This window comes from Mycolicibacterium sphagni, from assembly GCF_002250655.1.
Classification (GTDB): Bacteria; Actinomycetota; Actinomycetes; order Mycobacteriales; family Mycobacteriaceae; genus Mycobacterium; species Mycobacterium sphagni.
On the sequence record NZ_NOZR01000043.1, the window covers coordinates 1 to 23,605 of the forward strand.

Here is a 23,605-nt window from a genome sequence, read left to right on the forward strand (position 1 = left end):
AACGAAAGCCGCCCCGGCACCAAAACCGGGGCGGCTTTCACCTGCCTCTTGACAAACAACGCCTACATATCAGCTGTCATCTCCACGAAACGTGCAGCTGGTGCAACACACACTGTTTGCTGTTCCATGGCGGGCACATGTGTGTCACGTGCTGATAATGACCGACCCGTACAGTTTGGGGTGTGGTGCCCGACTCGTCCGTCCATCCCGACCGCGATTTTCGCGTACTTCTGAATCGCGCCCTGACATGTGGACAGCCACCGCGCGGCGGCTCGATGGTCGGGCCGGCGACCCAGGCGGCGATCACCGTGGTAGCGCAGCATCATCCCGACGCCACCGCCGAGCACATCATTGCCGCCTACGATGCGCACGCCGTCGACCAGCGGCAAAGTACGCGGGGAGTCGAGCAGCCCGAACGTCCTTCCGACGATCGCGGTGCGCAAGCGATCGACTATGCGGCGACCGACGCGCTGATTTCGCAACTGACGATCACGTATCCGGGGGTACCTCGCGACACCATCGCTGGCATCGTCGACGAACTCCGAATCGCTTTGGCTGATCCGCGCTTACGCGGACTCGCCCTATGGCGCCTCGAATACGAGGCCCATCAACGGCTCGCCTGAGCGCAGTACCGGCCGCTCGATCAGCCGCAGTGGGACCCCCGGAAGCGTCATCGGGAACGGTTGCCGCTGCGGGCGTTGGCGTCGAGCACCGCCGGGTCGGATTCGTCGAACAGCTCCGCGCAGAGATCCGAATCGCGGTCTACGCCGAGCATCAACTGCGTGAGGTCGTTGCCGCCGATCGACACCCCGTCGATCCCCATGCCGACACACTCGGGAAGCCAGTGCACCACCGACGGCACCTCAGCCATCACCCAGCGGTGCAGGCCGCGCTGGCGGACCAGGGGGCTGGCGTCGACCAGCGACAGGCACTCTTCAAGTTCCCATTTCTGCCCTTGGCGATAGCCCACTCGGTGTCCTGCGGGCAGCCGTTGTGCCGTTAACTGGCCGCCGCCAGTGCGACGACGTTGCGCAGTTCATCGTCAGTGAGCACCGCCGAGTGCGCCTCGGCATCTGATAAGGGCACCTGCTGGTCACCACCGTCCGCCCACGGATGAACTTGAAAGACTTACAACCGACTTTTCTGGTGACGATTTCGCCGGTGCTCTTGATAACGACATAGGTTGTCTGGTTCGACGGATCCCGACACCACCGCTTCGCCTTGGCCGAACGCCACCTCGACGACGGCACGGTCTTCGGCACCGGTGCTGGGGTCGGCCGTGAACGCGACACCCGCGCCCCCGGAAGAAATCATCTGTTGCACGACGACGGCCATGGCCGGGTCGCCGGTGAAATTGCGGCTGGCCCGTTAGGCGACCGCCCGCGGGCTGAAGAATGATGCCCAGCATTCCTGCACCGCGTCCAGGAGTGTCGTTCGCCGCTGACATTGGTGATGGTGGCATTCATGCCCGCGAACGACGCATCACGGCCATCCTCCCCGGTGGCCGACGAGCGGGCGGCCAAGTTCTGCATCTGGTGGCACATGTCGGCGAGCTCGTCGGGTTCTCCGGTATGGGCCATCGCGACTCGGTGAATGCTGCTGAGCTCCTCGGCCACAACGGCACTCATCATGGAGAACAGGTAGCAGTCACGGAGCAACACGAACCCCGGCGGAACGGGCAGCGACGCGGCGACCATTTCACCTAGGTTGGCACCCTTGCCCCAGCCTCCTCGGCATCGCTGATCCTGAGGTCTTCAATCTGTTCGACGAAATGGCTAGCCGTGGGTCTTCTCCATGACGGGTCGAAACGCTCAGGTCGTCGGCGTGCACAGTCTGCGCGCCAGCTCCACGGATTTGGCCTGCGGTGCGGTGGTGTCGATCCGATGCGCACCCGTCCACATCTCCTCGCCGCGATCCGCCAATGCGACAGCGATCTCGGGAGTCACTTGCGAGGCGGTCTCGGACCGGCCCCGAACCCGAGCGAGGCTGGCATCCAGTGGCGCCACACAACAGAGTTCGATCTCCACCGCATTGGCTTCAGCAGCCAGACGCCGGGCACGCTCACGATGCCTCGGATCTTGCCAGGTCCCGTCAAGCACAATGGTCCTGCCCTCACACAATCTGAGATGGGCCCGGCGCAGCACGCCGTCGTAAACCGCATCGATATTCTCCCGGGTGTACAGGCCTTCGTTGAGCATTCCAGGAGCGCCGGTGATCTCACCGAGGCGAACCATCTCGGCCCGCACTTCGTCAGTGGAGATCACCAGCGCGCCAAGGTCTTCAGCGAGCGCCCGCGATAGTGTCGTCTTGCCGGTGCCGGGCCCGCCCCCCACCAGGATCAGCCGGACCGCGCCGGCCTGCAGGTGGTTGTGGGCGATCTCAAGATGACGTCGCGCGTCGTCGGCGGCACCGTCAACGCCCTGGGTATGACGCACACAGTCGACCTTCGCTCGCACGACCGCGCGATAAGCAATGTAGAAGTCGTACAGAGATGCCGGAGCATCCTCGGTGGACAGCCGGGCGTAGCTATGCAGAAACATTGCGGCCAAGTCCGCGCGGCCCAGAAACTCCAGATCCATCGCTAAGAATGCGGCGTCGTCGACAACGTCGACATAGCGCAGGTGGTCATCGAACTCGAGGCAGTCCAGCAGGGCCGGCCCGCCATCGAGACAAAATATGTCATCGGCTAACAGGTCAGCGTGGCCGTCGACGATCTTGCGCTCAGCGATGCGCCGAGCGAACAGCACAGAACGTCCGGCGATGAAATCGCTTGCCAAACAACTAATTTCGGCTACCATTTTCGGGTCAACGCCCGGGGCAGCATTTTCGGTGTACCCCTGGAGCTCGGCCAAATTCTCCTGCCAGCGCGCAGTGATTGCGTCGACTCGCCCCTGCGCGTCCACCGCACGGCCGCGGGCAGCAGAGGCGTGGAATCGTGAGAGCACCAGCGCCACCGTCCCCAACTGGTCCTCAACCGCCTCACCGCGACGCACCATCGTCGCCAGCCGCAGTTCATCGGGATGCCGGCGCATCACGATCACCGGCTCGGAATCGCCGCCGGGCGCGAGGAAGTGAGCGATGCCGAGATAGCTGTCGGGCGCGAGGCGCCGGTTGAGAACCAGTTCGCGGCCGCAGGCGTCTTCGCGGCGCTCTACCGTGGAGAAGTCGAGAAAATCGGTGACGACGGATTTCTTGACCTTGTAGGCCCGATCACCGACCAGGAACACGATTCCGGTGTGGGTCTCCGCGATACGCGGGCTGGCGGTGATCGACGATCCCATGCTCTCGATCCTCGCCCCGCAACTGCGGTTATGCAGCTAGCCAACGGTCACATTGCTCAACTGCAAGGTCCTTTTTGTGGGGGCATAAAGGCCTTGGGGGAAGCCCGCAGGGAAGTGACTTCCGGCCCGTGGCATCGGTCCCCAGCGGACCTAGGGTTTATCGCACAGGAAGTGGTGAGCCCGTGTCAGGCCAGCGCCCATCCCGAGGTGATTGTGAATCACGGTGGGATCAGCGCGCCGGGACGTCGGCGCACAACGGGGATGGAGAGATCATGACCACTGTGCGCGAACCCGCGCAGCAGCGCCCGCGGCGAATCTTTCGTGATCGCCTAGAAGCCGGCCGAGTGTTGGCCCGCCTGTTGGACGGCTACCGCGGTCGAGAGGGTGTTGTGGTGCTTGGGCTGGCACGTGGAGGTATCCCCGTCGCCTGGGAGGTGGCTGCGGCACTTGGGGTTCCATTAGATGCGTTCATCGTCCGGAAGCTGGGCGCGCCCGGGCACGCTGAGTTTGCGATGGGGGCGCTGGCAACCGGGGGACGCGTAGTGGTCAACGACGACGTCATTCGGGCACTGCGCGTGACACCGCAGGAGTTGCGTGAGGTCTGCGAGCGGGAAGCCCGCGAACTGGTCCGGCGTGAGGAGGCCTATCGCGCCGGACGTCCGCCGCTGGAACTGGCCGGCAAGACCGTCATCCTTGTCGATGACGGCCTGGCCACCGGAGCAAGCATGCTCGCCGCGGTTCAAGCTCTGCGGGAGGCGAATCCGGCTGAGATCGTGATCGCCGTGCCCGCCGCTCCGGAATCGACCTGTCGTGAATTCGCCGGGCTCGTCGACGACGTTGTGTGCGCGTCGATGCCTACTCCGTTCCTGGCGGTCGGGGAGTCGTTCTGGAATTTCGAGCAGGTCAGCGACAACGAGGTACGTGAGTTGCTTGCGGCCCCGACGACCGGGGACGCCACCGCCGGTCTACGCGTGGCCGAGACACCAGCGGGGGTCATCGCGCGTGGCGCGGTCGATGCGCCCTCGGGTGTGCCGCCGCGGGAGGCCCTGGAGGAAATCGTCGGTGATGCGTGCGTCGTGCTGATCGGCGAGAGTTCACACGGCACCCGCGAGTTCTACGAGGCGCGCGCTGAGATCACCAAATGGTTGATCCAGGAGAAAGGTTTCTGCGCGGTGGCGGCCGAAGCTGACTGGCCCGACGCCTACCGGGTCAACCGATATGTCCGTGGCCATGGTGACGATGCGTCGGCCGCCGAGGCGCTCGAGGGCTTTGAGCGGTTCCCATCCTGGATGTGGCGCAACGTCACCGTGCGGGAGTTTGTTCGATGGCTGCGCGCGCACAATGCGGAGTGCCGTGCTGGCGGCCGGCGCGAGGCCGGGTTCTATGGCCTGGATCTTTATAGCCTGCATCGGTCGATGCACGAGGTGATCGACTATCTGGACAATGTCGACCCCACCGCGGCGCAACGCGCGCGGGAACGCTACGCCTGCTTTGATCGCACGGGCTCAGATGACGGCCAAGCATACGGGTATGCAGCTGCCTTCGGCGCCGGAATGTCCTGCGAGCGCCAAGTCGTCGAGCAGTTGGTCGAACTGCAGCGGCATGGACTGCAGTATGCCCGCCGTGACGGCCTCCTCGCTGAGGACGCCCTCTTCTACGCCCAGCAAAATGCGCAGACCGTCCGCAACGCCGAGCAGTATTACCGAGCGATGTTCGGCAGTCGGGTTTCCTCGTGGAATATGCGGGACCAACATATGTTTCAAACGCTGAAGTCCCTGCGCGCACATCTACACAGCCGCGACGGCCAACCAGCGCGGATCGTGGTGTGGGCCCACAATTCTCACGTTGGTGACGCTCGCGCCACCGAGGTGGGCGCGGACGGGCAGTTGACGTTGGGCCAACTGGTTCGAGAGGGATATGGCGAGCCGGCCCGGTTGATCGGGTTCACGACCTATACCGGCACGGTGACCGCGGCAAGTGAGTGGGGCGCGGTCGCTGAGCGCAAGGCGGTTCTGCCCGCGCTCAAGGGTAGTGTCGAGGAGCTGTTTCACCAGGTCAACAGACCACAATTTCTGGTGTCGCCCCTGTTGAGCCGGGAAACCGCGGAACCCCTCGATACGGTTCGCCTGGGCCGCGCGATCGGGGTGATCTACCTACCCGCCACTGAGCGACAGAGTCACTACTACCACGTCCGGCCCGGCGGTCAATTCGACGCCATGATCCACATCGATCGCACCACTGCTCTGGAACCACTCGAGCTCACCAGCGCCTGGGTCGCCGGTGAAACACCCGAGACCTACCCGACTGGCCTATGACCCCTGCGATCGTCACGCTGACGATGAACACGGCACTGGATATCACTGTCGACGCTGACCAGATCAGTCCAACCGACAAGATTTCCAGTCCGGTGGAGGACACCCTTGATACGCGCCCTCGGTTGTCAGAACTGTTATGGGGCGCGATGATTCATCATGGCCGTCAACGGCATTCGTCGATCGCCGCACGGCGGTCCGGCTTGGCGATGGCTACCAACCGTAGATGCAGAGCGATTCTAGGTTGGTCTCACCGTTGCTGCGGACTGGGCGATCAAGCTTGGCGGCGAACACCGCGGCCTGTGTGCGCGTCGCCATACCCATTTTTGCCAACAGCCGCGAGACGTAATTCTTGACCGTCTTCTCAGACAGGAACATTCGGTCCCCGATCTGCTTGTTCGTCAGTCCCTCGCCAATCAGTTTCAACAGCACCCGTTCCTGATCGGTGAGAACGGAGAGCGGATCGGATTGTTCCGCGGCTCCACGCAGCTTCGTCATCAATGCTGCGGCGGCTCGATTGTCCAGCAGTGAGCGACCCTCACCCACGTCTTTGATGGCCCGCGCCAGCTCCATACCTTTGATGTCTTTGACGACATACCCACTGGCGCCGGCCAGGATCGCGTCGAGCATCGCCTCATCCGAACTGCATGATGTCAACATCAGACAGCGCAGGTCGGGCTGGCGTGAAAGCAGATCGCGACAAAGCTCGATGCCATTACCGTCGGGTAGGCGCACATCAAGCACCACAACGTCGGGCTTCAGCGCGGGAATCCGCGCCATCGCCTGCGCGACGGAGCCCGCTTCGCCGATGACCTTCAATTCGGGGTCGACGCTCAACAGCTCAATGAGACCGTGGCGGACTACCTCGTGGTCATCCACCAGAAAGATATTCACCATCCGACCGCCTCCAAGAGCCCGTTGAAAAACTGAATTTGCCATGCTCACAACATGTTTTGTGGCTCGGAGACCAACACCGAACACTTCGCGTGATGCAGCGCCGCAATTCCCGGCGCCCCCAACAATTCCTTGATGCCCTGTCCGCGTTCGTGGGCCACCACGAGCAGTTGAATCGAATCGCTGTGCTTGACCAAATAACGCAGCGGGCTGGCATGCAGAGCAACCGCTGCCACATCGATCTCGGGGTAGTTTTTTCGCCACAGTTCCAAGCGGCGCTCGAGTGCTGCTTTGACACAACGATTGCCATCGGTGACGGCGTGATCGTCATGAATGTCGGTGTACCGAGACTGCCAGACCGCCATCACTCGCAGTGGAGTGCCACGCAGCCGCGCTTCATCGAACCCGTGCCGCAGGGCGGCATCGCCCCCGGCTTCATCCAGCACCACGGCCACCCAGCGCTGTGCGCTCGACACCGGATCGGCGTCCCGGACAACGGCCACCGGGCAGTGCGCCGCCGCGGCCAGCTCCGAAGCCGTCGACCCGATGCGGCCGTCGTGGAAATGCTTGAGGCCGACCGAACCGACGCACAGCATCGCAGCGGTCCTGGATGCAGCCAGCAATGCGTTAATCGGTCGACCACGTACGATCTCCGCCTCGATTTTCACCAGCTTCTCGGTCGACTCGACGGCGACGGCCGCACAACGCACCGCGGTCTCGGCGGCGGCGAACTTGCGCGCAATGTCGTGCGAGTCGGTATCACGGCCCTCGTCGGGCTCGATGGCATACACCAAGCGCAACGGAATATCACGGCCGACCGCTTCATCCACGGCCCAAAGGGCGGCGTCGATGGCGGCCCGTGAGCCGTCCACGCCAACGACCACGGCTGGTGCGACGTTCTGGTGTTCGCTCATGGCCAATTCCCGTCACTGAGTGCGTGATGTCGTCAACGCTACTGGCAGACGTGGTGATCACGCAGGGGCGAAAGTCCTCGCCACGCGGTCATTTGTCCCGAATATCGGACCGTCACCGGCTTTCGGGACTTGCGACTCTGGAAGAAGACGCCGGGGGTCGGCATCCTCGATCTGACCCACCACATCTTCTCGGAGGCGGCGTGCAGCCATGCCTACAGATTTTCCTGACGACGCCACCCTCTGCGCCGCAATCGAATTGGCCGATCGTGCGCTGTCGATCCACAACTCACAGCCATGGCAGTGGCGAATCGGGCCGCACTCCCTGAATCTTCACCTCAGGCACGAGGTGCGTTCGAGTTATACCGAACCGGACGGCCGAGGGCTGATCGTCAGCTGCGGAGCGGCCTTGCACCATGCGTCGATTGCACTGTGCGCGTTGGGCTGGCGCACCGGTATCCGGCGGCTGCCGAATCCCGGCCAGTCCGATCACCTTGCGTCACTGCGGCTGCACGGCGGTCCACCGGCTGACGTCGAGATTGCCATGGCGGCGGCGATTCCGCGGCGACAGACCGATCGGCGCACATACAGCCCGTGGCCGGTTGCGATGGGTGATATTGCACTGATGGGCGCTCATGCCGCACGCCATGGGGTGACGATGCGGCGGATCGAGACCACCGACGCGCTTCTCGGCTTTGGCCAACATCGCATCTCGTCACCTGATCCTGCTGACGAAGTGCTGGAGGCCTTAGACAGCGGTGTCGTACTGGCGCTGGGGACGGCGATCGACGATCTCGGCAGTCAGCTTCGGGCCGGCGAGGCGACCAGCGCGGTCTTGCTGACGGCGACCGTTCAGGGATTGGCCTCATGCGCTGTGACCGAGGTACTTGAAGTCGCCGACACGCGGGACGCGTTACGGGAGAACGTGTTCGATGCCATGTACTTTCCGCAGATGTTACTGCGGGTCGGCTGGGCCCCCATTATCGGCAATCCGTGACCGGCAGAACCCGTGGCAGCGACGGATCAGCCCGCGCTTTCGGTGGGGAATCGGACTAAGACCTTGACTACATCGTCTGTGACGTGCACAGCCAGCGGGACGGTTCGGGGGAGCTCATTAAGCGCGATCCTATGGGAGATGAGACTGCCCACCTCGATGTGGCGACTGGCCAACAGATCTATCGCCCGCAGGAAGGAAGGCAATCCTGGCTCGCTTTGTGATCCGATGGCGCCGACCAGGTGTAGGTTCTTGGCCAGCAGACCCAACACCGAGACTTCCAGGTCCCCGGGCTCGTCATCGGGGAGTCCGTAGATTCCGAGCGTCCCGTGCGGTTTGGTGCGTAACCAGCACTCGTGACGGACGCCCGGCGCACCGGACGCATCGATGCTCAGGTCAACCTCCACCGTGGTCTCGTCGGCGCAGGTGGCGCCAAAGGAGACGGCAAGCCGGCGACGATGCTCGTTAGGTTCGGATACGTAGATCTGCTCGCAACCCATCAACCTCAGCATCTGGATGAACAGCAGCCCCGCAGGCCCCGCTCCGGCCACGAATGCCCGCACCGGTGGAGTGCTCGACGTCCAGAACCGCATCAGTGCGTAGATGACCGTGCCGAGTTGTTGTGCGAAGACGGCAGTTTCGGCGTTGAGGGTGTGCGGAAGTGGCAGCACATTGGTTGCCCTGGCGAGCTGGTACGGAGCAAAAACTCGACCTTCGTTGGGGTAAGGCACATGAAGCACAAGATCGCCGGGGCGGAATTCGCCAGACGCGCACTCCATCACAAGCGCAACAGATTCATGGCCGAACACATCGGTGTTTGAACCGTATGACCGTGCACCGCGGAAGCGATGAAGGTCCGTACCGCACAGCGCGGATACGACCGTCTGCAGGAGGATCTCCCCAGATCGGGGCGTCGGCATCGGACGGGGCTGGATCATGAGACTACCGTCACCGGCGAAGTACGCCGCCGGCATCAGCTTCTTGTCTGCCCGGCCAGGGTCAGTGTCACCCAGGGAGGAGAAACTCGTTGCCGTTCCGTGACTGTGACGATGCGACGCCACGTCGATTGACTCTCGAAAGCCCTGTGCTGGTGTCGATTCCGGCGCCATTACTTCATGCTGCTGTGTGGATGTCGCGGCCAATAGAGCCGCTAGGATCTTGAATTGGGGACTTTCGTGGTTCTCGCCGTTCAATCGGGCCGGAGGTTAGGGCCTTCGGTCAGCAGGCCACGTGCGCGGCGCGGTTGCTTGCTAGCGGGTGGCCAATGGGGCGACCCAGCGAATACGGGTACCCCCGCCCGGGTGGCTGTCTATTGAACAGGTCCCGCTGACGGACGCTGCACGCCGCTCGAAGTTCGCCAAGCCACTGCGACGCTGATTGGTGGGTTCGATGCCGCATCCATCGTCGGCAATATCGACGGTTAGCTCGTCAGCGACCGTAATGCCGACGGTGAGATGCTCTGCGCCGGAGTGCCGTACGGCATTACTGACTCCTTCAGCGATGACGGCGATGGCTTGTTCGGCGACGTCCTGTCCGACCACAATGAGTGGTCCCGACAAATGAACTGAGGTTTCGATATCGCGGTTCCCGGTAAGTTCGGCGACCACGTTCTGAATTCGCTGACGAAACCCACCGGCGATGGCGGTGGGGGACTGCAGCGCGAAGATCGTCGTCCGGATTTCGTTGATGGTGGATTGCAGGTCGTCGACGGTATGGTTCAGGCGGTTATTGATGTCTGTTGAGTGCGATCGAGCGATCGTTCCTTGCAGATCCATGCCAGCAGCAAAGAGTCGCTGAATGACGTGGTCGTGCAGGTCATGTGCAATACGTTCGCGATCGGCGATCAGACTCATTTCGCGCGCCTGCTCGCGGCTCTCGGATAACCGCAGCGCAACAACGGCATGGTCGGCGAAGTCCCGCATCAGCGCCAGATGGCTTGCGTCAAAAGGACTGTCATCTTTATTCCGAGCCACAGCGAGGACGCCGAGCATCGATTGTTGGTCGCAGAGGGGCATGACGATTGCCGGTCGCTGACCGACGTCGGTGAATGCCTGAATCGGATGGCGAAACGATTCGGTTATCAGCGGCGTGCGCGATCGGAAGACGCCCCCGGTCGTCGACCCGTCCACCGGAACTTCCTGGCCGACCACATCCTCGGCCATTGACCCCACCGCCGTTGAGACCAACAAGGTGCGGACCTGAGCGGCCGGCAGATCGGGCTCACTGGGGACCAGGACGATGCCCTGCTCGGCGCGGGTGAGCTCACAAGCGCGCTCTGCGATCAACCGCAGCGGTTGCTGAACGGGGTTGGCGTCAGATGACAGGGCCGTCATGATTTCTCGGCTGGCGTCGAGCCATTTGGCCACACTGCGAGCCTGCTCAAAGAGCCGGGCATTGTCGATGGCCACTGCAGCAGCGGCCGCAAGTGCTCGGGCGACAACTTCGTCGGATTCGTTGAACTCGGGGCGCCCCCTGGGCTGGGTCAGATACAGGCTGCCGAAGGACTTCTGCCGGATGGTGATGGGCACCCCGAGAAAGGCCTGCATGGGCGGGTGGTGCTCCGGAAAGCCGGCCGCGGCGGGGTGTGCCGCTAAGTCCCCCAACCTCAACGGTTCGGGATGCTCGAGCAGGACACCCAGCACACCCTTGCCGACCGGCAGGCGGCCGATTGTTGCTGCGGTTGCATCATCGATACCCGAGTGCAGAAACGATGCCAACTGGCCGTCGGCGCCCTGCACACCCAAGGCTCCGTACTCTGCGCCGGTCAACTCCATCGCCGCTTTCACTATCCGCCGCAAAGTGGCGTCCAGATCGAGATCAGCGGCCAGGCCGACGATGACGCGGAGAAGATGTTCCATTTGGTCACGGGCATTGAGCAACTCATCGAGCTGCGCACGCATGTTGTCGACGAGCGAGCGCCGTCCGAGCGCGGCAAAGGCCGAATCCTCGTTTGCGTTCTCCACGGCTGGCCCTCCAGCTGCGGGATAGTAGGCAGCGTCAATATCCTATTGAGCCGTCGGCGGTATCACCAGCCTCTCCGGCCGGGCACTTTCGCGGCCAGACGACTATCAGGGTCGTGGTACAGCGCGCCAGGTAAGCACATCCTCCAGCGGACGACGAGGAGTCGGCGGTTCGACGTCGTCGGCCGCCGGCACGGACCCGATCCGGATCAAGACCTGGGGTAGTGCGCGTCCGGAGAGCCGACTGATGATGTCACGGCTGGCTGCAACCTCGGTCATATGGGTCAGCGAGCACGTGGCGAAGCCTGCCATCGTCGCCTCCAGAAGCGTCACCGACAGCGCCTCTCCGCAGGTGAGGATGTCAAGGCGGCTGTCATCCAAGGCAGACAGCATGACGATCTTCGACCTGTCTTCAGACACTTGCGAACGTCTCTCGCGATGGTGAGTGACAGGGAAGATTCGGCCGATATCCACCCGATCACCTTCTGCTGCGGTGACTAGCGAACTGTGCGGTATGCCATCCGCCGATCCGAATGGACCTGTCCACCAAGCCAATTCAGCGTGATATGACGAATCGTACAAGCGCAACGATTCTGTCAGCTGGGATGCTTCGGCAAGTCGCGGGCGCGCATAGTTGGGAAGCACATCGAACAAGGCGAGATCATCGCCGACCTGCTGTCGCAGGACCGGCTCGAATGCCTCCCAATCGGCAGGCGCTTCAAAGGGCAAGCGGTCGGTGCGTCGTGCGAGGATCGCGTCGGCGCGGCGGCGGTGGGCATCGGTGACGAACTCCATGGGAACGAAACCGATCGACGCCAGGTGCGTGTGATCGTTGGGATTGGGGTAATAGTCGACATTCGCCACCCAGCCGGCCGCCGCCAGGGCGACCCTGAAGTGGTCGAGTACCGCCCCGCAACTCAAGAGTGCTTGCCGACCCGAGGAGTCCGTGTCGACGAGGCGATCACGATCCACAAACAGCTGGAGGGCGCCGGCGTTGTCACCGACGAACCGCCACGGCTGGCTGTTGTGAATCGACGGGGCTCGGCACGCACGATGCACAGCTTGGGTGATGATATCGCGCGACAGCACTGTTCGAGTCATGAGAATTCCTCCTGCACTTGCGAACTATGGCGCGCCCGAGGGGCTACTCGCCAGGGTCTTTAGACCTAGATGACGCAGGACCTCTGGCGCCCACTGGGCCGTAAAGTCGTCGCGTTTGGGCCGGCAGTCACGGCCCGTCGCTGCGACCCACTGTGCCGTTAGTCCATAGGACTCAGGACTGCGGGCTCTTTGGCACGGCCGCACATGCGCCTAGCGTCGAGTCGACCCCATCAGGTCGCCACTACGGAGGCCACCATTGACCATGACCGAAGCGGCTAGCCGCGCAGGCGGCGCCAAGGCGGCCGTCGCTCGAGCGCTGGATCGCCAGTTGCTGCTCACGTCGGCGCCGTCGCAACGCCTACGTCGCATCGCAGCACTCGTGTTGGTCGGCGGCTTTGCGACGCTGGCTGCCCTCGTAATCCGCGACCACGATCTGGCGGACTGGAATCCATCCGGCCGGTTGGCGTGGTCGCTGTCCTTACTCGCATTGGTCATGTTCCTGGCCCGAGGCATCTCCTTGAGCAGACCGGTGTCCTATGCCCACGCCACGGCGGCGACGGCGGTCTTGCTGAGCGGGCTCGGGGCGCACGTATTGGGCCTTGGGTTTGCCGGCGACGCACTTGTCGCGAGCACGGGATTAGCATTGATGTGGCCAATAGCCTCGCGACCTGGTCCGGACGACCCTAAATCTCTGTGGCCCTTGATCGAAGCGACCAGGGGGGATCCCTTGGCGGCCTTCGCCATGCAGTCCACCAAGAGCCTGCTGTTCACCGAAGATCGCACCGCGGCACTGGCTTACCGCGCGCGCTTGGGCTTTGCTGTGGTCAGCGGCGACCCCGTCGGCCGGCCGGGCGCTTATCGCGAGCTGGTTGCAGACTTCGTGGCGATGTGTCAGCGTCAGGGCTGGCGGATCATGGTACTCGGCTGCGGTCAGCGCCGACTGGACTTGTGGCGTGCGCCGGGGGTCAGTCAGTCATTCCTCGCTCTTCCGATTGGCCGCGACGTGGTCGTGGACGTAACCCGATTCACTCTGTCTGGCCATGCATTCCGCAACCTCAGGCAAGCCGTCGCGCGCACCCATAACCGAGGTATTACCACAGAGATCATCGCCGAACAGAGCCTCAGCGGCGCACAGCGCGCAGAGCTGGCCGAGGTGGTCGATGCCGCACATCGCGATGGCCGGCGCGAACGCGGGTTCTCCATGATGCTCGACGGCACGCTGGAAGGCCACTACCCAGGTGTCATCCTCGCGATCGGGCGCGATCGCGACGGGCGCGTGCAAGCTTTCCACCGTTACGTCAGCTCAGGAGCGGGCAGCGACGTGTCGCTCGATCTGCCGTGGCGGCGTCCAGACGCCCCCAACGGGATCGATGAGCGGTTGACCGTCGACATGATCGCGTGGTGTCGGGCGCAGGGTGCACGACGGCTATCGCTGGCGTTCGCGCCCTTCCCGGAACTGTTCGAGGTGGCCAACCGCACAGTGCTGCAACATATGTACTACGCATTCATTCACCTGGGTGACCCCCTCATCCGGCTTGAGTCGCTCTACGACTACCTGCGCAAATTCCATGCGATCGACCGGCGTCGCTATGTTCTGGTGTCAGCACGGCACCTACTGTGGGCTGTGCTGGTCTTGCTGCCGTTGGAATTCCTGCCTCACCGAGCCTCCTGCTGCAGCCTCGCGCAGGAGTCAGGCGCGAAATCGGCGCCCGACGTAGCCTAGTCCCGGGATTCACAGGTCGGTCACCTGGACGGTGGGTGGTGGCCATCGACCCCCGCTGCCGTGACTTTCGCCTCTGCGCGACATGGTATCGCCGCGGGCAACATCGACTCTGTCGCGCAACTCGCATTGAGGAGTCATCATGCAGACGTTCACGCTTGCCACCAGCAGTTGGGTGAAGCGGCTAGTGACGCGTAACCCTTTGATACGCGCAAGCGACCGCCTTGAGGCCGCCGCACTTCTGGCCCTTCTGATGCTGGCACTGTTGATCATCCCGGTCGTGGGCGCGGTCGGTACCGCGGTCTACGATTCGAGAACCCACGCGATCGCTGGACGTCGGCATCAAATGCAGCAGGTTGAGGGGGTCGCGTCTCATGACACGACAATCGGCAAGCTGCCCTACCAGCAGGCGTTCCTCACACCGCTGACGTGGCAGTACGAAGGACGCACACATGCCGACGTCCTCGTCACCGCTGAGGACATGAAAACTGGTGACCACACAATGATTTGGGTCGATGGCAAGGGAGCGCCAGCTGCAAGTCTGCCATCGGGTGACGATGCACTGACCGAGGCACTGGTCGTCACGTTGGGCTTGTGCGCTGCTGTGGCCGGGGCCTGTATCGGAGCATGGGAGTTGTTGCGGTTACGGCTCCAGAAGCGCCGCTATGACACCTGGGACCGCGAACTCCGTGACCTCGCCGGTGGCCGGCGTAACCACAACACCTGAGTCATGGCGCCAGCCCGCCTGTAGCAGTCGAGCGGCAACGCTAATTTCCGCCGTCCCGCCGCCGACGACGGGGATCTGGTGCGCGAATGTGGCCATTGCCGGTTGCTTTCGTGCTCAGGCGGTTTGGGTGGCTTCGTGCCAGGCATGGTATCCGCCCAGCATGTCGCTGACGTCGTTGAAGCCCTGCCTGCGCAGCAGGCTTGCGCCAACCGACGACCGATATCCACCGGCGCAGTAGACGACAGTGGGTTTGGTGGGGTCGAGTTCGTCTGCCCGCCCCGGCAGCTGACTGATGGGAATGTTGACCGCACCCGGGATCATGCCGGCGGCCGCTTCCCCCGGGTTGCGCACGTCAACGATCTGGAGATCACGGAGCTCGGCGGCTCGTTCACGAAACACCTTGGCGGTCAACCGAGATGACACCTGCACCTGATCCTGGTGTTGATACATTGCCGTCTCCGGCGAGTCCAGGTATCCGAGGACCCGGTCGAAGCCGATGCGTGCCAGACGAATCTTGCCCTCACGTTCATGTCCTGGCTCCGTGACCAGCACGACGTCGGCATCAGGCTTGATCACCGAACCCGCGAATTCGGCGTAGCGACCGGCTAATCCGACGTTGATCGCACCACGCAGATGCCCTTGCGCGAACTCTTCGGGAGTGCGACCGTCGACCAACAAGGCCCCGGCGTCTGCGGCGACGCGGACCTGCTCGTAATTCATCTTCGGCGGCAAGGCGTTCTCGTCCAGTAATTCTCGCTCTTTACGATTGAGAATCGCGTCGTAGACGAAATATCCGGGGGCGGGAGGCTGTCCTTCGGTGACCATGTCGATGAACGTCGCCTTGTCCAAGGCGCGCAACGCATAATTCGACTCCTTCTGGTCAGCTATCGTCGACCACAGCTCCGTCGAGAGGTTTTTGCCGCACGCGGACCCCGCACCGTGCGCGGGGTAGACCCGCGTTGTATCGGGCAGCGTCATCAGCTTGTCGTGCAGTGAGTCGTAAAGTTTCTCGGCCAATTCGTCGCGGCTGAAGCCGACCGAGGCCAGAAGGTCTGGCCGCCCAACGTCACCGATGAACAGCGTGTCGCCTGTCAGGACACCATAGGGAACGGTGTCGGCGGCGTGTTCGTAGATCACGATGCTCATCGACTCGGGGGTATGGCCAGGGGTGTGGCGAAATTCGAGTGCGACGTCTCCGAGCGCATACCGTTCACCGTCGGCGACGGGCCTGAACGCGAACTCGGGCTGGGCCACCGACGAATAGACGATCTTGGCGCCCGTCACTTTCGCCAGCTCGAGATGCCCCGAGAGAAAGTCAGCATGGAAATGCGTCTCGATCACCAGCTCGATGCTCAACTTGAGTTCACGGGCGTCGCGCATGTACTCGGACACGTCGCGCTGCGGATCGACTACGACGGCGCGTCCTGTGGTCTCATCACCGACCAGATACGAGGCATGGGATAGGCAATCCAAGTAGTACTGGATGAGTTTCACGATCTTGTCCTTCCTGTTTCATCTCCATCGCGCGACAGGAGCGAGCCTCCATCTGAGACCTGAGGCATACCCAGTCGGGTATTTTTTCCTCCTTCGTAATACCGCCTCGGGTATATATGATCTTAACAGCATTATACCCCCCTGGGTATCTATGGCGACCCTATCGCCTGAGAGGACCGAAATGACGACAGCGACCGCCGTGTTGACCGTTGTTCTCGCGGTTGCCGTAGGCATTTCCTTGGGGTTGCTCGGCGGTGGGGGATCCATCCTGACCGTCCCACTACTGAGCTATGCCGCCGACGTGGACGCCACGCAGGCAATCGCAATGTCCTTGTTGGTGGTCGGCGTGACAAGTACCGTCGGCGCTATTCCCCATGCCCGTGCGGGGAGAGTCCGCTGGCGCGTTGCCGCCATCTTCGGACCAGCGGCGATGACCGCAGCGTACGTCGGTGGCCGGCTTGCGCACTTTGTTCCTGGCACAGTGCTGCTGATCACGTTCGCCGCCATCATGATCATGGCCGGAACCGCGATGCTGCACGCCCACAAGGAAACCACGGCAACCGAGCGCCGACTGCCACCGCTGAAGGCCGTCTTTCTGGGCGCCGCCGTCGGCCTCGTCAGCGGCCTGATTGGCGCCGGGGGAGGCTTTTTACTCGTCCCAGCACTCGCCTTGTTGGCGGGACTGTCGATGCCTACCGCGGTGGGTACATCTCTGGTCGTCATCGCTGCTCAGTCCTACGCCGGGCTGGCTGGCCATCTTGCCACCGAACTCATTGACTGGCGGTTGGCGGCAATGGTCACCACAGCCGCGGTGGCCGGGGCGGTCTTGGGAGGGCAACTCATCCAGAAGATCGACCCCTCTGCGCTGCGTAGGGCATTCGGCTGGTTGGTGCTCGCGATGGCGTCGCTTGTGCTGGCCGAGGAAGTCCATCCCGTTGTCGGGGCGCTCAGCGCAGCACTGACGTGTGGGGCCGCGATGGCAATGTTTGCGTGCAGTCGTTACGCCCACTGTCCGCTGCGCAGGTTTGCGCACCTCGCACGACGGCACAACGCCGCGGCGTAGCGGAAATCTATACCCCCACGGGTACGTTATCGGAACAGAGATTTCCAGCGGAAGGAGACCGACGTGGTCGGCGACCAAGACACGATGACTGCAGTGCTGAACCGGCTGCGCCGGGCACAGGGCCAGCTCAACGGCGTGATCGCCATGATCGAGGACGGTCGCGACTGCAAAGACGTCATCACCCAGCTCGCTGCGGTCTCGCGAGCCCTGGACCGCGCCGGGTTCAAAATCGTTGCCAGCGGATTGCGGGAATGCCTGACCGGTTCATCTGCCGAAGGCGCACCGATGACCGAAGCCGAGTTGGAGAAACTCTTCCTCGCTTTAGCGTGACGTGCTGTGGATGTCTGCTGCAGGGGAGGGGCGGGATCGACCACGGTGTGATGGTTCGATTGCGCCGCAACCGAACTGCTTTAACGTCCCATCTCGTTCGATCTCACAAGCTCAGATCTTGTTGCCTTCGTCGGTGACGAGCAACCACAACACCGTTGTCAGCCCAATCACTAGCGCCTGCGCGGAGACAACGAATGCGCTGTACTCATGCCAGACGGCGGCCAACCCGCACCGGGGGCCCATGTCAGCCTTCACCAACATCGTGAACGCGAGCACTTCGCCGACGCACAACCACAATACGGTGAAAATCGGTACCACTCTGTGCCTGGGATCGGCGGCGTTGGCGACGCGGCGCACGTAGGCCAGCTCGACGCCGACGGTCAACAGAACGACGGCGATGATATTGGTCATGTCGGAGAAATAGGCCGATGAAATGTCGCCTGCACAGCCCTTTTGGACGTCGATAACGGGATACCACAGCGCCGACGCCAGCTGGACCACCACGGTGCCGACGATCAGAGGTATCAGCCATGTACGTGAACCAGGTTGCTCAGCGATTGACGATACGAGCAGCACACCCATCGCAGCGACGAACACCAGCGAGCCCAACACACTGACCCAGATCGTGGCGGTGGCGCCAAGACTGGCTCGGTGCTCATTGGTGGCGATCAGCGCCAGGTGGGCGGCCACCACGACCGCCGCGCCCACTCCCCACCACCCCGACACCAGGGACCGGAGGAATACCTGTGCGGGCGCAGGGCTGATTCGCCATTTCAGTGCTGCCGTCGCAATGACCAGGACGCAATCGGCGACGAACACCAGCCAAGGCCTTGCTCCGGTAAACCGGTCGCCAGTCAGGTCGAGCACGAATTCGACAATGTCGTCGCTGAACGTGAAAGCGATAACCAGCGCGAATACAGCGGCTAGTGAGGGCCAAACCAAGGTTGGCCGCACGTTGTCATCGGGCGCTCCCTGCACGCCAGCACTCTAATCTCCGTCGTCACTCCACCGACATGAAAGGCCGAATCCCCGTCGGGCACCGTAAGCGGTAGCCAGTGCCACAATTTTCCGAGGGACTCCGCTGAGGGGCAGTCCGACAATTCGCCTGACAAATTGCACCATTGCGCGTGGGTGCAAGGCCAATGTGCGCGACGATCGTCGCACCAGTATCCAGTTCCCGGCAGATAACAGGCTGACATGAGCTTTTCTCGACGCGAGTTCATCGCTACTGGTGCAGCAGTCGGAGCTGGTCTCGTCCTGGCCAATTGCTCGGATTCCGCGTCGTCTGGCATCAAGGATCTCCAGGCCCGTCTCACCGGATCAGTGCTCGTACCGCGCGACCCCAGGTTCGCCGAGGAAAACTTGCCCGCCAACGATCGCTACGAGTCGGTCACGCCAATGGCGATCGCGTTCTGCGAGACGCCCGAGGACATCCAAACGTGCGTCCGGTGGTGCCTGCGCGAGGGGGTACAACCCATTGCCCGGGGAGGGGGGCACAGCTACATCGGGGCTTCGACTACCGATGGGCTGCTGATCAAAACGACAGCGATGAACACGGTCACCGTCGACTCGCGGGCTCAGACTGTCACAGTCGGCGCAGGTGCGGTGAACGCCAACCTACTCTCGGCGCTGCGGAGCGGCCCTCTCATGGTGCCGATCGGCACCTGCCCCTCGGTCGGGGTCACCGGGCTGACGCTGGGCGGCGGCATCGGAGACAACAGCCGCTGGGCCGGGATGACTTGCGACCACTTGGAATCCACCCGGTTGGTAGTGGCAAACGGAGACATCGTCGAGGCAAGCGCGACGGAGAATCCCGACCTGTTCTGGGCGCTGCGCGGCGCTGCCGGCGGCAACTTTGGCATCAACACGTCGTTGACGTTCAGGCTGCTTGAGATACCAAAGCAGACCATCACTGTCTACGGCATGCGGTTCACCGGCAAAGAGGCGATAGTCGCCGCATGGTCGGCGTTCGACCGACTGATGCTGGGAGCGTCCGACGAGTTGTCGGGATTCACCGGCATCACCAACGTGAAACCGCCAGGCGTGGAGAACAAGCCGGCACCCGGCTATCCGGCGCCATTCCCCGTGTTGTCGATCGACGGTTGTTTCCAGGGCGACGAGAATACGGCGCGTGCGGCGCTCGCGCCGGTCCTCGAATTGCGCCCTACCGATGTGATCTTCGGCGAAATGGATTACTGGAGTGCCCAACTCAACTGGTTGGCGGTCGCCGAGATGCCTAAACACGGCCTCGAAGAATGCTCGCGGTTCACCAACTCACCCATCTCCCTCGACCATCTCGCAGAGCTCGTCGACCGGGTGCTGGCTGCTCCGGGCGGGACTGAGGACGCCAATGCCGAAGTGCGCCTGATGTGTTGGAGTGGCGGCCGAACCAATCGCATCGCCGCCGATGCGACGGCCTACGTACATCGGTCAGACAACCATCTTCTGCGGCCGGCCGTATGGTGGCGCGATCAGCCTGACTCTATGCAGCGCGACCTGCTCGCCTGGACGGGAGACACGTTTGGGTTCATATCGACCTTCACCCAACCGGGCAGCTTCCAGAACTGGCCTTACGCCGCTCAGAAAGACTGGCAACAGGCCTATTACGGCGCCAACTTTGACCGTTTGCGGCAAATCAAGCAGAGATACGATCCGAGCAATCTGTTTCACTATGCCCAGAGCATTCCGGTCTGACATGTCTGCGACCAGCCCCGCCGATCAGGGCGCCTCGAAGTGGTAGGTGGTGCCCACGGCAGACTGGCTGACGTGGTCGCCGTACGTGTCGGCCAAGGCGTGCAGCGCACGCCAGCCGGTGCAGTGGCCGGCGATGATGTGGCTGATGCCGAACGGAGCCAACCCCGAGACTGTTTGGGGAATGACGCGTTCCATCACCCCGCCAAGATGAAGACCGCCGATGACCGCGTGGATCGGAATATCGGCAAAAAGTCGATGCGCTTCGGTACAGACGTTGACGATTCCGGCATGCGAGCAGGCGCTGAAGATCACCAGGCCCAATCCGCGTACGTGTGCGATGAGCATTCGTTCATCGAGCAGAAGCGGGTCGGGCCGCCACTGGCCGGTCCCATCGGCAGGCCGGCAAAGGTGATCGGTACGCCCTTTCTCGAACGGCGTAACCCGGGGGATCTCACCGCTGTAGTACAGCCGGTTCCCAAGCAGTAGACGGGCATCGCCGCTGTTCACCACGGTGGCCCCATGGTCGCGCATCTCTGCTGGGTTTGGCACCATCGCCACGGGAATGATCTCTCCATTCGAGAGCCGAATGCCGCGCTCATCGAACATTCCCGGATTGACGTGCACCACAACCGATCCGCGCAATGCGACGATTTCGTCGACCGCTGCCAACAGAGCACCCATATGGTCCCAGTGCCCGTGGGTGATCGCGATCTCTTCGACCGTCCCCAGATCGAGATGTAGGTTCTCGCAGTTTCGGACGAACGCGGCCGCCTCGGTGCCCGTGTCAAACAGCAGAGCGCGCTCGACGTCGGCGACTCCGGTCCGCAGCCGCAAACCGTAGCCCAGGTTGGCCACCAGCAGCGACTCACCGGCGATGATCTTTGTGCCACCTCTGACAACATTGTCGAACTCTGAGGTCGCAAACGCCGTCTTACTCACATAGGTATCGCTGACGTTGTCGCTGATCACATCCACGGTCAGCCGATCCAGCACTTGCAGGCCATCAGTCAGTGCGACGGGCATGACTGCTCATTCGTCCACGAAGGGGCGGTCATCGATGGCGACTTGACTCACGTGCGGCGGCGGTGCCAAGCCTGGCCTTTCGAAGTCGCTACGACGCACATCGTCATCGGGGACGGCGGCATCTGCTGCAGCCAGTGGTGGGATGCCGTAGCGCACACGCAGCTCCGTGACCTGCTCGCTGGCCACCGACCACAGGTCCCAATGTCCGGAGTAGAGGTCTTCGGTGGTCGCAACTCCTCGGTCCCAGGCAACCCACAACTTCGCGAGATCGAGACCAAGGTGGACGTTGCCCTGGTAGTTATCCCGCCAAGAGGGGTCGGCCTCGATGCGTTCGCGGTCGCCCTCGTTCAGTCCTTTGTTGATGTCGATGCCCATGTGGTAAATCAAAATCGTTGGGATGACATGGCTTTCCATCATATCGGCGTTGCCCCGCTTGGCGGCTCCGGTGAAGGCAGCCACCAGTAGCTCGCCCTGGGCGGAGGTGCTGTAGCCGCTGAGGACATGCAGGCTGTCGTGCGGAGTTGCCCACGTCTCGTTGAGCGCGAGGGGATCGCCGGGAAACGCATACCCGTTGTCGCGGTAGTGCTCATAGAACACCCGCCCAAGTGATCCGGCAGGAAAGTCCTGCAGCGATTCGTAGCGGGCACGCAGGTGAGGATCGGCGTTGTCTCCGCTATACGGAAGGAAGGGGCCGTACGGGTCATCTGGGTCCCACGGCATGCCGGGGATAGTGGCCACGTTGTGGCGGATCTGGTCGAACGCAGCCCACGCGATGTCATTGGCCAAGAGCGCAGCGATCGCGGTGACGAAATCTTGGTGCACGTCGAGCGCAGCGGCGTATCGCCCAACCAGCGCCAGCTTGGCGTCTTCGATGACGCCGTCATTCAGTGCCATCGCTGACAGCATCCGAATCACGTTGAGCCGTAGTTCATCACGTGACACCGCCCTACGCAGCTCTTCCGGAGAGACGCTGGGGAGTGCGTCGACATCCAGGGCGCCGGGTTGCCCGAAGACGGTGGTGTGGGCACCCCTGATACCACGAACATCAGCAGTTGAGAGTGGGAGCGTGTTGTTCGCGCTGGCCACCGTTCGCATAGCCGCGAGCACCAGTGCGGCTTCGGCTGGAGTCGCTGTGACAATCATCAGGTATCCGATCCGCCCGCGCCAACTAGCTGGGGACAACGTAACAACGAGAATGTACTGCAGTCCGATTCGGCATTCCATTGATCGAGCCCAGGCAATTTCGCCGAACCGGTGGGCTCACGACCTAGCTGGGAACTCGCTGTATCCCGAAGCGGGCGCGGCGTTTTCGTTCGGGTCGCTCGTGGCGGGCCAAGTCAGACCCAGAAGCAGGGAATTGGCGAAGCCCAAGGAGACCGGCGGCGATCACAGGATCGGCACGGTTCGATCGGCACCGATCCGCTTCATCACCAATGTCGACGTGAGGCGCTGGACGCCCGGTAGCGCCCCGAGCTCATTGTCGTAGATGTCCTGGTAGGCGGCGAGGTCGCGGGCGAGCACGCGCAAGGTGAAGTCGGGCTCGCCGAAGAGGCGTTGCGCGGTGACGATGTGCGGGTTGGCCGCGACGTCTCGCTCGAACGCGGCGATGGTCTCTTGGTCGGTACGCACCATCGTGACGAATACAAGTGCTTCGAAGCTGAGTCCGAGCGCCTCTGGTGAGATGACCGCGCGGTAGCTCTCGATGGCGCCGGACTGCTCCAGATCCTTCACGCGGCGATGGCACGACGACAGACTCAAGCCCACCTGTGCAGCCAGATCGGTAACGCTGATCCGGCCATCCTCCTGCAGCAATGAGAGAATATTTCTGTCAATTCGATCCACACGAATAATTCTCCCACTCATTCCTCCAAAATGACGAATATTTGGAAGAAAATTCCGAGCTTTAGCGGATAGGGTTGCCGAGAGACCCTTTGGCGACTGAACCACCCGGGTGGCTCACGAGGTCGAACACCAACAAGCAGAGGAAGATCGACATGACGTCGGCACAGAATGAATCGCAGGCGCTTGGCGCGCTTGCCGCCCGGCAGCTTGCCAATGCCACCAAGACCGTCCCGCAGCTGGAGACCATCACCCCGAGGTT

The 23,605-nt window shown here is 62.8% G+C and carries 19 protein-coding genes and 2 pseudogenes; 8 read left to right on the top strand and 13 right to left on the bottom strand.

All coding sequences use genetic code 11. From position 1 onward, the window contains the following. The first annotated feature begins 182 nt into the window (after window positions 1–182). The gene (locus CG716_RS28510) at window positions 183–623 is read left to right on the top strand and encodes a hypothetical protein (protein WP_094484508.1); all 441 of its coding nucleotides are present in this window, start codon (window positions 183–185) and stop codon (window positions 621–623) included. A 68-nt stretch (window positions 624–691) separates the two neighbouring features. On the opposite strand, the pseudogene CG716_RS31210 reads toward CG716_RS28510, so the two are convergent. Further along, window positions 692–1,759, bottom strand: a pseudogene (locus CG716_RS31210) (PEP/pyruvate-binding domain-containing protein); the annotation flags it as partial. 52 nt (window positions 1,760–1,811) lie between these two features. Continuing rightward, complete coding sequence (locus CG716_RS28520; protein ID WP_094484509.1) at window positions 1,812–3,281, bottom strand: bifunctional aminoglycoside phosphotransferase/ATP-binding protein; 1,470 nt, start codon at window positions 3,279–3,281, stop codon at window positions 1,812–1,814. Window positions 3,282–3,553: 272 nt separating this feature from the next. On the opposite strand from CG716_RS28520, the gene CG716_RS28525 reads away from it, so the two are divergent. Then, a complete protein-coding gene (locus CG716_RS28525; protein WP_094484510.1) occupies window positions 3,554–5,596 on the top strand; it encodes an erythromycin esterase family protein in 2,043 nt (680 codons plus the stop codon). A 210-nt stretch (window positions 5,597–5,806) separates the two neighbouring features. On the opposite strand, the gene CG716_RS28530 is transcribed toward CG716_RS28525, so the two are convergent. Beyond that, on the bottom strand, window positions 5,807–6,490 hold the full coding sequence (locus tag CG716_RS28530) for a response regulator (protein WP_094484511.1): 684 nt from the start codon (window positions 6,488–6,490) through the stop codon (window positions 5,807–5,809). 44 nt (window positions 6,491–6,534) lie between these two features. Next, window positions 6,535–7,401 carry a universal stress protein gene (locus tag CG716_RS28535; protein ID WP_094484512.1) on the bottom strand — a complete coding sequence of 289 codons (867 nt, stop codon included), beginning with the start codon at window positions 7,399–7,401 and terminating at the stop codon, window positions 6,535–6,537. A 208-nt stretch (window positions 7,402–7,609) separates the two neighbouring features. Between CG716_RS28535 and CG716_RS28540 the strand changes: the two genes are divergently transcribed. Continuing rightward, on the top strand, window positions 7,610–8,395 hold the full coding sequence (locus CG716_RS28540; protein WP_094484513.1) for a nitroreductase family protein: 786 nt from the start codon (window positions 7,610–7,612) through the stop codon (window positions 8,393–8,395). A 26-nt stretch (window positions 8,396–8,421) separates the two neighbouring features. Here CG716_RS28540 and CG716_RS28545 read toward each other — a convergent pair whose 3' ends face one another. The 3 genes from CG716_RS28545 to CG716_RS28555 form a co-directional block, all read right to left on the bottom strand. After that, window positions 8,422–9,585 carry a zinc-dependent alcohol dehydrogenase gene (locus tag CG716_RS28545; protein WP_133067040.1) on the bottom strand — a complete coding sequence of 388 codons (1,164 nt, stop codon included), beginning with the start codon at window positions 9,583–9,585 and terminating at the stop codon, window positions 8,422–8,424. 57 nt (window positions 9,586–9,642) lie between these two features. Further along, complete coding sequence (locus tag CG716_RS28550) at window positions 9,643–11,292, bottom strand: sensor histidine kinase (RefSeq protein ID WP_094484525.1); 1,650 nt, start codon at window positions 11,290–11,292, stop codon at window positions 9,643–9,645. Window positions 11,293–11,460: 168 nt separating this feature from the next. Then, window positions 11,461–12,453 carry an Acg family FMN-binding oxidoreductase gene (locus CG716_RS28555; protein WP_094484515.1) on the bottom strand — a complete coding sequence of 331 codons (993 nt, stop codon included), beginning with the start codon at window positions 12,451–12,453 and terminating at the stop codon, window positions 11,461–11,463. Window positions 12,454–12,715: 262 nt separating this feature from the next. Between CG716_RS28555 and CG716_RS28560 the strand changes: the two genes are divergently transcribed. Both CG716_RS28560 and CG716_RS30425 read left to right on the top strand, forming a co-directional pair. After that, window positions 12,716–14,176, top strand: coding sequence for an MprF family protein (locus CG716_RS28560; protein WP_094484516.1), 1,461 nt, complete (start codon window positions 12,716–12,718; stop codon window positions 14,174–14,176). A gap of 139 nt (window positions 14,177–14,315) precedes the next feature. Continuing rightward, entirely contained in the window at window positions 14,316–14,900 is a 585-nt protein-coding gene (locus CG716_RS30425) for an Rv1733c family protein (RefSeq protein ID WP_094484517.1), read from the top strand. A gap of 114 nt (window positions 14,901–15,014) precedes the next feature. Here CG716_RS30425 and CG716_RS28570 read toward each other — a convergent pair whose 3' ends face one another. Continuing rightward, on the bottom strand, window positions 15,015–16,394 hold the full coding sequence (locus CG716_RS28570; RefSeq protein ID WP_094484518.1) for an MBL fold metallo-hydrolase: 1,380 nt from the start codon (window positions 16,392–16,394) through the stop codon (window positions 15,015–15,017). A 181-nt stretch (window positions 16,395–16,575) separates the two neighbouring features. On the opposite strand from CG716_RS28570, the gene CG716_RS28575 reads away from it, so the two are divergent. Further along, window positions 16,576–17,457 (top strand): sulfite exporter TauE/SafE family protein, encoded by an 882-nt coding sequence (locus tag CG716_RS28575; RefSeq protein WP_094484526.1) that lies wholly within the window; start codon window positions 16,576–16,578, stop codon window positions 17,455–17,457. Between the two features lie 63 nt (window positions 17,458–17,520). Continuing rightward, the gene (locus CG716_RS28580; RefSeq protein ID WP_094484519.1) at window positions 17,521–17,787 is read left to right on the top strand and encodes a metal-sensitive transcriptional regulator; all 267 of its coding nucleotides are present in this window, start codon (window positions 17,521–17,523) and stop codon (window positions 17,785–17,787) included. A gap of 111 nt (window positions 17,788–17,898) precedes the next feature. Here CG716_RS28580 and CG716_RS28585 read toward each other — a convergent pair whose 3' ends face one another. Further along, window positions 17,899–18,765, bottom strand: a complete 867-nt coding sequence (locus CG716_RS28585; protein ID WP_094484520.1) for a hypothetical protein — start codon at window positions 18,763–18,765, stop codon at window positions 17,899–17,901. Window positions 18,766–19,149: 384 nt separating this feature from the next. Here CG716_RS28585 and CG716_RS28590 point away from each other — a divergent pair, with 384 nt between their 5' ends. After that, the gene (locus CG716_RS28590; protein ID WP_234818085.1) at window positions 19,150–20,481 is read left to right on the top strand and encodes an FAD-binding oxidoreductase; all 1,332 of its coding nucleotides are present in this window, start codon (window positions 19,150–19,152) and stop codon (window positions 20,479–20,481) included. 24 nt (window positions 20,482–20,505) lie between these two features. Here the strand turns inward: CG716_RS28590 and CG716_RS28595 are convergent, their stop codons facing one another. From CG716_RS28595 to CG716_RS31445, 4 genes and pseudogenes are all read right to left on the bottom strand, one after another. Continuing rightward, window positions 20,506–21,504, bottom strand: coding sequence for an MBL fold metallo-hydrolase (locus CG716_RS28595; RefSeq protein ID WP_094484522.1), 999 nt, complete (start codon window positions 21,502–21,504; stop codon window positions 20,506–20,508). Between the two features lie 6 nt (window positions 21,505–21,510). Then, the gene (locus CG716_RS28600) at window positions 21,511–22,647 is read right to left on the bottom strand and encodes a hypothetical protein (protein ID WP_094484523.1); all 1,137 of its coding nucleotides are present in this window, start codon (window positions 22,645–22,647) and stop codon (window positions 21,511–21,513) included. 243 nt (window positions 22,648–22,890) lie between these two features. Continuing rightward, a complete protein-coding gene (locus CG716_RS28605; RefSeq protein WP_474626737.1) occupies window positions 22,891–23,235 on the bottom strand; it encodes an Lrp/AsnC family transcriptional regulator in 345 nt (114 codons plus the stop codon). A gap of 18 nt (window positions 23,236–23,253) precedes the next feature. Continuing rightward, window positions 23,254–23,367 (bottom strand): annotated as a pseudogene (locus CG716_RS31445) (AsnC family transcriptional regulator); the annotation flags it as partial. Window positions 23,368–23,605: the final 238 nt, after the last annotated feature.